At 67.9% G+C, this 8,307-nt stretch carries 2 protein-coding genes; both read left to right on the top strand.

Annotated features, from left to right (window positions below):
• The coding region (locus AC3XYG_RS36140) for a non-ribosomal peptide synthetase (RefSeq protein WP_489144734.1) at nt 1–2,044 on the top strand (2,044 nt) is incomplete at its 5' end.
• On the top strand, nt 2,041–8,307 hold a 6,267-nt coding region (locus tag AC3XYG_RS36135; protein WP_489144733.1), incomplete at its 3' end, for a non-ribosomal peptide synthetase. The genes AC3XYG_RS36140 and AC3XYG_RS36135, both read left to right, overlap by 4 nt.

The following is an 8,307-nucleotide window of genomic DNA, read 5'->3' as shown; positions in this document are numbered from 1 at the left end:
CGACCTCACCCTCAGCCTCGCCGAGACACTCGACGGCCTCGAGGGTGTGTTTGAATACGCCACCGACCTGCACGACCGAGGCAGCATCGAGATCCTGGCCGGACGCTTCATCCGCGTACTGGAGGCCATGGCCGAGGATCCCGGACAGGCCGTCGGCGATATCGAGCTGCTGACATCAGAGGAACGGCGCCGCCTGCTGGTCGAGTGGAACCGCGCCGCTCAGCCCCTGCCTGAGGCCACCCTGCCGCAGCTGTTCGAACGGCAGGTCCGGCGCTCTCCCGATGCCACGGCGCTGGTATTCGAGGGTGTCTCGCTGAGCTATGACAAACTCAATGCCCGGGCCAATCGCCTGGCCCATCACCTGATCGGCCTCGGCATCGGCCCCGAGGACCGCGTCGCGCTGGCTTTGCCGCGCTCGGTCGAACTGATCGTCGCTCTCCTCGCCATCCTCAAATCCGGCGCCGCTTATCTGCCGCTCGATCCGGATTACCCGGCAGAACGCCTGCGCTTCATGCTCACCGATGCCAGGCCCAAAGCCATGGTCACCATCGGTGATGCCCTGCCGGCGGAGGGCGTGCCTCTCATCCGGCTCGATCGCCTGGATTTCGCCGGGCCCGATACCGATCCGAGCGACGCCGACCGGGTGGCACCTTTGCAGCCCCACCATCCCGCCTATGTCATCTACACCTCGGGCTCCACCGGCACCCCAAAGGGCGTCGTCGTCCCGCACCAGAATGTCGTCCGCCTGTTCGGTGCCACCCAGGACCGTTTCGCCTTCGACGACAGCGATGCCTGGACCCTGTTCCATTCCACCGCCTTCGACTTCTCGGTCTGGGAGATCTGGGGCGCCCTGCTCCATGGCGGCCGCCTCGTCGTCGTGCCCTATCTCGTCAGCCGCTCGCCCACCGCCTTCCTCGAACTCCTTGCCCGCGAGCAGGTCACGGTGCTCAACCAGACACCCTCGGCCTTCTACCAACTCGCCGAGGAAGAGCGCGCCCGTCCCGAGCTGCAGGCCGGGCAGGCCCTGCGCTTCGTCATCTTCGGCGGCGAGGCGCTCGACCTCCAACGGCTGCGGCCCTGGTACGACCGCCACGGCCATGACCGCCCGACCCTGGTCAACATGTACGGCATCACCGAGACCACGGTGCATGTCACCCAGCTCGCCCTCGACCAAGCCGCGCTGGACCAGCAAGCCAGCAGCCTGGTCGGGCGCGGCATCCCGGACCTGGCGATCTATGTGCTGGACGGGTCGCTTCAGCCGGTGCCGGTCGGCGTGCCGGGTGAGCTCTATGTCGCCGGCTCAGGGCTGGCGCGGGGCTATCTGAACCGGCCCGGCCTGACCGCAGAGCGCTTCGTCGCCTGCCCTTTCGGGTCGCCGGGCCAGCGCATGTACCGCACCGGCGATCTGGCGAGATGGCGGCCCGACGGCGCCCTCGACTTCCTCGGCCGCACCGACCATCAGGTCAAGATCCGCGGTTTCCGCGTCGAGCCCGGCGAGATCGAAAGCGCCCTCACGCGGCTGACCGGCGTCGGACAGGCCGCCGTGATCCCGCGCGAAGACCAAGCCGGTCTCCAGCAGCTCGTCGGCTATGTCGTGCCGGAGGCCGGCGCCACTCTCGATCGCACCACTCTGCGCAGTGCCTTGGCCGAGACCTTGCCCGACCACATGGTCCCGGCCGCCGTGGTCGTGATGGATCGCCTGCCGCTGACTCCCAACGGCAAGCTCGATCGCAAAGCCCTGCCGGCGCCGGACTTCACCACCGGCCCGGGACGCGCCCCGCGCACGCCGCAGGAGGAGATCCTCGTCGCCCTCTTCGCCGAGACCCTTGGTCTCGATACCGTCTCCATCGATGACAGCTTCTTCGATCTCGGCGGCCACTCCGTTCTGGCGACCAGGCTCGTCAACCGTATCCGCACCGCCCTTGGCGCCGAACTTCCCATCCGCGCCCTGTTCGAGGCCCCCTCCGTCGCCGGATTGGCGGGGAGGCTGGTTGTATCAGCACGCCCCAGGCCCGCTCTCAGATCGATGAGAACCGCATCATGATCCCGCTTTCGTTCGCCCAGCAGCGGTTGTGGTTCCTGTACCGGCTGGAGGGGCCGAGCGCGGCCTACAACATTCCTATCGCCCATCGTCTCGACGGTGCTCTGAATGCCGTGGCGCTGGAGGCGGCGCTGACCGATCTCGTCGGCCGGCACGAGAGCCTGCGAACGCTGTTCCCAGATGCCGATGATGTCCCGCAGCAGCTTGTTCTGGCTGTGGACGATCCCCGTGCCAGGTTGGTGCTGCAGCGGGTCGATGTTGATGAGGTCGTTATGCCGAGCCTGCTACAGCAGGCCGCTGGCCACGTCTTTCATATCGAACGCCAGATCCCGGTTCGCGCCACGCTGTTCCGCCTGAGCGAGCACAGCCATGTGCTGCTAGTCCTGGTGCACCATATCGCCTCCGACGGTGCCTCTCTCGCGCCGCTGACCCGTGACCTCGCTTTGGCCTATGCCGCTCGGCTGCAAGGCTCGGCCCCGGAGTTCGTGCCGCTGCCCGTGCAATATGCCGACTACACGCTCTGGCAGCGCGACCTCCTCGGCGACGACCACGATCCCGACAGCCTGATCGCTGCGCAGGCTAGCTATTGGCGGCAGCAGCTTGCCGGGCTGCCCGACTGCATCGCCCTGCCCAGCGACCGCCCCAGGCCTGCCCGGGCCTCCCATCGCGGCGGTCACCTGCCGCTGGCGATCCCGACAGAGCTGCACCAGAGGCTCCGCAGCCTGGCCCGCTCCTTTGGCGCCAGCCTGTTCATGCTGCTGCAAGCCGGCCTCGCCCTGGTCCTCTCCAGGCTCGGTGCCGGAGACGACATCGCCATCGGCTCGCCCATCGCCGGCCGCACCGACGACGCCCTCGACGATCTCGTCGGCTTCTTCGTCAACACCCTCGTCCTGCGCACCGACCTCTCCGGCAACCCATCCGTCGCCGATCTCGTCGCCCGCGTCCGCGACACCTCCCTTGCCGCCTATGCCCATCAGGACCTGCCCTTCGAGCGGCTGGTCGAGATCCTCAATCCAACACGCTCCCAGGACCATCATCCCCTGGTCCAGGTCATGCTGGTCCTGCAGAACACTGCACAGGCCAGCCTCGACCTTCCAGGCCTTGTTGCAGTCCCCGAGCCCCTCGGCAGCGACATCGCCAAGTTTGACCTCACCCTCAGCCTCGCCGAGACACCCGGCGGCCTGGAGGGCGTGTTCGAGTACGCCACCGATCTCCACGATCGGACCAGCATCGAGATCCTGGCCAGCCGCTTCATCCGTGTGCTGGAGGCCATGGCGGAGGATCCCCGACAGGCCATCGGCGACGTCGAACTGCTGACGCCTGCGGAACGTCATCGCCTGCTGGTCGAGTGGAATCACACCGCTCAGCCCCTGCCCGACGCGACGTTCCCTGAGTTGTTTGAGCGGCAGGTGCAGCACACGCCCGACGCAACGGCCTTGGTGTTCAAGGGGATCTCACTCAGCTACGGCGAACTGAACGTCCGCGCCAATCGCCTCGCCCATCACCTGATCGGCCTTGGCATCGGGCCCGAGGATCGCGTCGCGCTGGCCCTGCCACGCTCCATCGAACTGGTCGTCACCCTCCTCGCCATCCTCAAGGCCGGCGCCGCCTATCTCCCCCTCGATCCGGATTACCCGGCCGAACGGCTGCGCTTCATGCTCGATGACGCCAGGCCCAGGGCGATGATCACCGTCGGGGACGGCCTGCTGGCAGAGGGATTGCCCGTCATCCGGCTCGATCGACAGGACTTCGCCGGACCTGACACCGATCCAAGCGATGCCGATCGGGTGGCGCCCCTCGCGCCCCACCATCCGGCCTACGTGATCTACACCTCGGGTTCCACCGGCACCCCCAAGGGGGTCGTCACCACCCATTGGAACACGGTCGGGCTGGTGCTCGACCGGAGGTGGCAGGACGGCGCGCACGCCCGCGTCCTGGTGCATTCGCCCCAGGCCTTCGATGCCTCGACCTATGAGCTGTGGGTTGCCCTGGCCCAGGGCGGCAGCCTCGTCATCGCCCCGCCCGACAGGCTCGATGCCGCGAGCTTCCGCAAAGTCGTCGTCGAGAACCAGGTCACTGCCCTGTGGCTGACCAGCGGTTTGTTCGGCGTCCTGGTCGACGAGGCGCCCGACGCCTTTGCCGCGGTCCGCACACTCGTCGCCGGCGGCGATGTCCTGCCCGTCGACAAGGTCCGAGCGCTCCAGGCCCTTTACCCCAGCCTCAATCTCGTCAACGGCTATGGCCCGACCGAGACCACGACCTTCGCCACGACCTTTGCCCTGCCCGCCGGGATCGACGGGACGGCCGGCATTCCGATCGGCGGGCCGCGTGACAATGTGCAGGCCTATGTCCTCGATGAGGCGCTGCGGCCGGTGCCCGTCGGCATGCCTGGCGAACTCTATGTCGCCGGCTCGGGACTGGCGCGCGGCTATCTCAACCGCCCAGGCCTCACCGCCGAGCGCTTCGTCGCCTGCCCCTTCGGCCCCCCGGGCCAGCGCATGTACCGCACCGGCGATCTCGGGAAGTGGCGCACCGACGGCGCCCTCGACTTCCTCGGCCGCACCGACCACCAGGTCAAGATCCGCGGCTTCCGCATCGAGCCCGCCGAGATCGAAACAGCCCTGGTGCGACTGCCCGGTGTCGCCCAGGCCGCCGTCATCCCGCGCGAAGACAAGGCCGGCCTGAAGCAGATCGTCGGCTATGCCGTACCGGCGGCTGGGGCGGCCCTCGACCCCGCTGTTCTGCGCCAAGCCCTGGCTGCGACGCTGCCCAACCACATGGTCCCTGCCGCCATCGTCCTGCTCGACCGCCTGCCCCTTACCCCCAACGGCAAGCTCGATCGCAAGGCCCTGCCGGCCCCGGACTTCACCGCCGGACCGGGACGCACGCCCCGCACCCCGCAGGAGGAGATCCTCGCCGCCCTCTTCGCCGAAATCCTCGGACTCGACACACTCTCCATCGACGACAGCTTCTTCGATCTCGGCGGTCATTCCATCCTCGCCACACGGCTAGTCAGCCGCATCCGCTCCACCCTCGGCGCCGAATTCCCCATCCGTGCCCTGTTCGAAGCCCCTTCCGTCGCAAGGCTCGCCGACAAGCTGGGACAGGGCGGGGCTGCCCGGATCGCGCTCGCGACCCGATCCCGGCCCGAGCGCCTGCCCCTGTCGCCGGCCCAGCAGCGCCTGTGGTTCCTCTATCGCCTGGAGGGACCCAGCCCGACCTACAACATTCCGATGGCGCTGCGGCTCGATGGTGTGTTGGACGCCGCGGCGCTGAAGGCGTCGCTGGCCGATCTGGTCGCGCGCCACGAGAGCCTGCGCACCCTCTTCCCCGATGCCGACGGCACCCCGCAGCAGTTGATCCTCGGTGTGGACGATCCGCGCGCCAGGCCGGTGCTGGAGCGGATCGATGCTGTCGAGAGCACGCTACCGGACCTGCTGCGGCAGGCTGCCGGCCATGCGATCCGGCTGGAGCAGGAAATCCCTCTTCGTGCCACGGTGATCCGGCTGGGCGCACACAGCCACGTCCTGCTGCTCCTGGTGCACCACATCGCCGGGGATGGCTGGTCGATGGCGCCCCTGGCCCGAGATCTCACCTTGGCCTATACGGCCCGATTGCTGGATCTGGCACCGCAGTTCGTGGTGCTGCCGGTGCAGTATGCCGACTACACGCTGTGGCAGCGCGACCTCCTCGGCGATGACCGCGACCCAGGCGGCCTGATCGCTTCGCAAGCCGCCTATTGGCAACAGCAGCTCGCGGGACTACCCGACTGCATTGCCCTGCCTTCAGACCGACCCAGGCCGGCCCTGCCCTCCCATCGCGGCAACCATCTGCCGGTTCTCATCCCGGCCGAGCTGCATCAGAAGCTCCGTGCCCTCGCCCGCTCCTCCGGCGCCAGCCTGTTCATGCTGCTGCAGGCAGGCCTGGCCCTGCTTCTCTCCCGGCTCGGCGCCGGCGACGACATCGCCATCGGGTCCCCCATCGCCGGACGCACCGACACCGCGCTGGATGATCTTGTCGGCTTCTTCGTCAACACCCTCGTCCTGCGCACCGACCTCTCGGGTAACCCCACCGTCGCCGGACTCATCGGCCGCGTCCGCGACACATCCCTCGCCGCCTATGCCCATCAGGAGTTGCCCTTCGAGCGGCTGGTCGAGATCCTCAATCCTACCCGCTCCCAGACTCACCACCCGCTGTTCCAGGTCATGCTGGTCCTGCAGAACACCGCACAGCCCAGCCTCGACCTCCCCGGCCTAGTTCTGACGCCCGAGCCACTTGGCAGCGACATCGCCAAATTCGACCTCACCCTCAGCCTCGCCGAGACCCAGGACGGCCTCGAAGGCATCCTCGAATACGCCACCGACCTGCATGATCGCGGCAGCATCGAGATCCTCGCCGGACGCTTCGTCCGCGTGCTCGAAGCCATGGCCGAGGACCCCGCTCGGCGCATCGGAGACATCGAGTTGCTGGCGCCCACGGAGCGCCAGCGTCTGCTGGTCGAATGGAATACGACCACTCAACCCTTACCCGAGGCTACCCTGCCACAGCTGTTCGAACGGCAGGTCGAACGCGTCCCGGAGGCGACGGCGCTGGTGTTCGAAGGCGTCTCGCTCAGCTACGGCGAGCTCAATGCCCGCGCCAACCGTCTCGCCCATCACCTGATCGGCCTCGGCATCGGGCCTGAGGACCGCGTCGCGCTTGCTCTGCCACGTTCGATCGAGCTGATCACCGCCCTCCTCGCCGTCCTCAAATCCGGCGCGGCGTATATTCCCCTCGATCCCGATTACCCGGCCGAACGGCTGCGCCTGATGCTCACGGCGGGCACTCCCAGGGCCGTCATCTCGATCGGCACGGTCCTGCACGGCCTGCCGACAGGGGCTGCCCCTCTGATCATGCTCGACAATCCGGATATCGCTACCGACATCGCCTGCGGAGCGAGCACGGACCCGACCAACGGGCAGCGCACCGCGCCGCTGCGGCCCCATCATCCGGCCTATGTCATCTACACCTCGGGCTCCACAGGCATCCCCAAGGGCGTCGTCGTCGAACACGCCAGCCTGGCGAATTACCTGCGATGGTCGGACCAGGCCTATTACGAGGCCCCGGGCCATGGTTCGCCGACGGTCCATTCCATCGGTTTCGACGGGCTGGTCACCACCTTGTACGGACCGCTGGTGGCCGGCCAGGCGCTGACCCTGCTGCCGCCGGGTGACGAGGCGATATCTATTTCGACCAGGCCGGACGCGCGGCCTTACACCTTGGTGAAGGCGACGCCGTCTCATCTCAAGCTCATCAATCAGGAGTTGCAGAACAGTGTTGGGGACAGCCCAACCCTGGCCCTGATGATCGGCGGCGAGGCGCTGGTTCCCGGCGACATCGCCTTCTGGCAGCAGCGCTTCCCCGCCGTGCGCGTGATCAACCACTTCGGCCCGAGCGAGATCACCGTGGGCTGCACGACGTTCGAGGTCACCGGGGATGTAGCCGGGTCAAGTGCCATCCCCATCGGCCGTCCCATCTGGAACACACAAGTCTATGTGCTGGACGGGTCGCTGCAGCCGGTGCCGGTCGGGGTGCCGGGCGAGCTCTATGTCGCCGGCGCCGGCCTGGCGCGAGGCTATCTCAACCGCCCAGGCTTGACCGCTGAACGCTTCGTCGCCTGCCCCTTCGGATCCCCGGGCCAGCGCATGTATCGCACCGGCGATCTCGCCCGCTGGCGCCCCGACGGCGCCCTCGACTTCCTCGGACGCACCGACCACCAGGTCAAGATCCGCGGCTTCCGCATCGAACCCGGTGAGATCGAAAGCGCCCTTACACGCCTGCCGGGCATCGCCCAGGCCGCCGTCATCCCGCGGCAAGACCAGGCCGGATCACAGCAGCTGATCGGCTATGTCGTGCCCGAGGCCGACGCTATTCTCGATCCCGCGACCCTGCGCCGGGTCCTCACCGACACCCTGCCTGATCACATGGTCCCAGCTGCCGTGATCGTGGTGGATCGCTTCCCCCTGACTCCCAACGGCAAGCTCGATCGCAAGGCCCTGCCGGCGCCGGACTTCACCGCCGGCCCCGGACGCGCGCCGCGCACGCCGCAGGAGGAGATCCTCGCCGCCCTCTTCGCCGAGATTCTCGGCCTCGACACCGTCTCTGTCGATGACAGCTTCTTCGACCTCGGCGGCCACTCCATCCTCGCTACCCGCCTCGTCAGCCGCATCCGATCCGCCCTGGGTTCCGAACTCCCCATCCGTGCTTTGTTCGAAGCCCCTTCGGTT

The organism is Inquilinus sp. (assembly GCF_057815775.1).
This window is presented reverse-complemented; position numbering and strand designations above follow the sequence as displayed.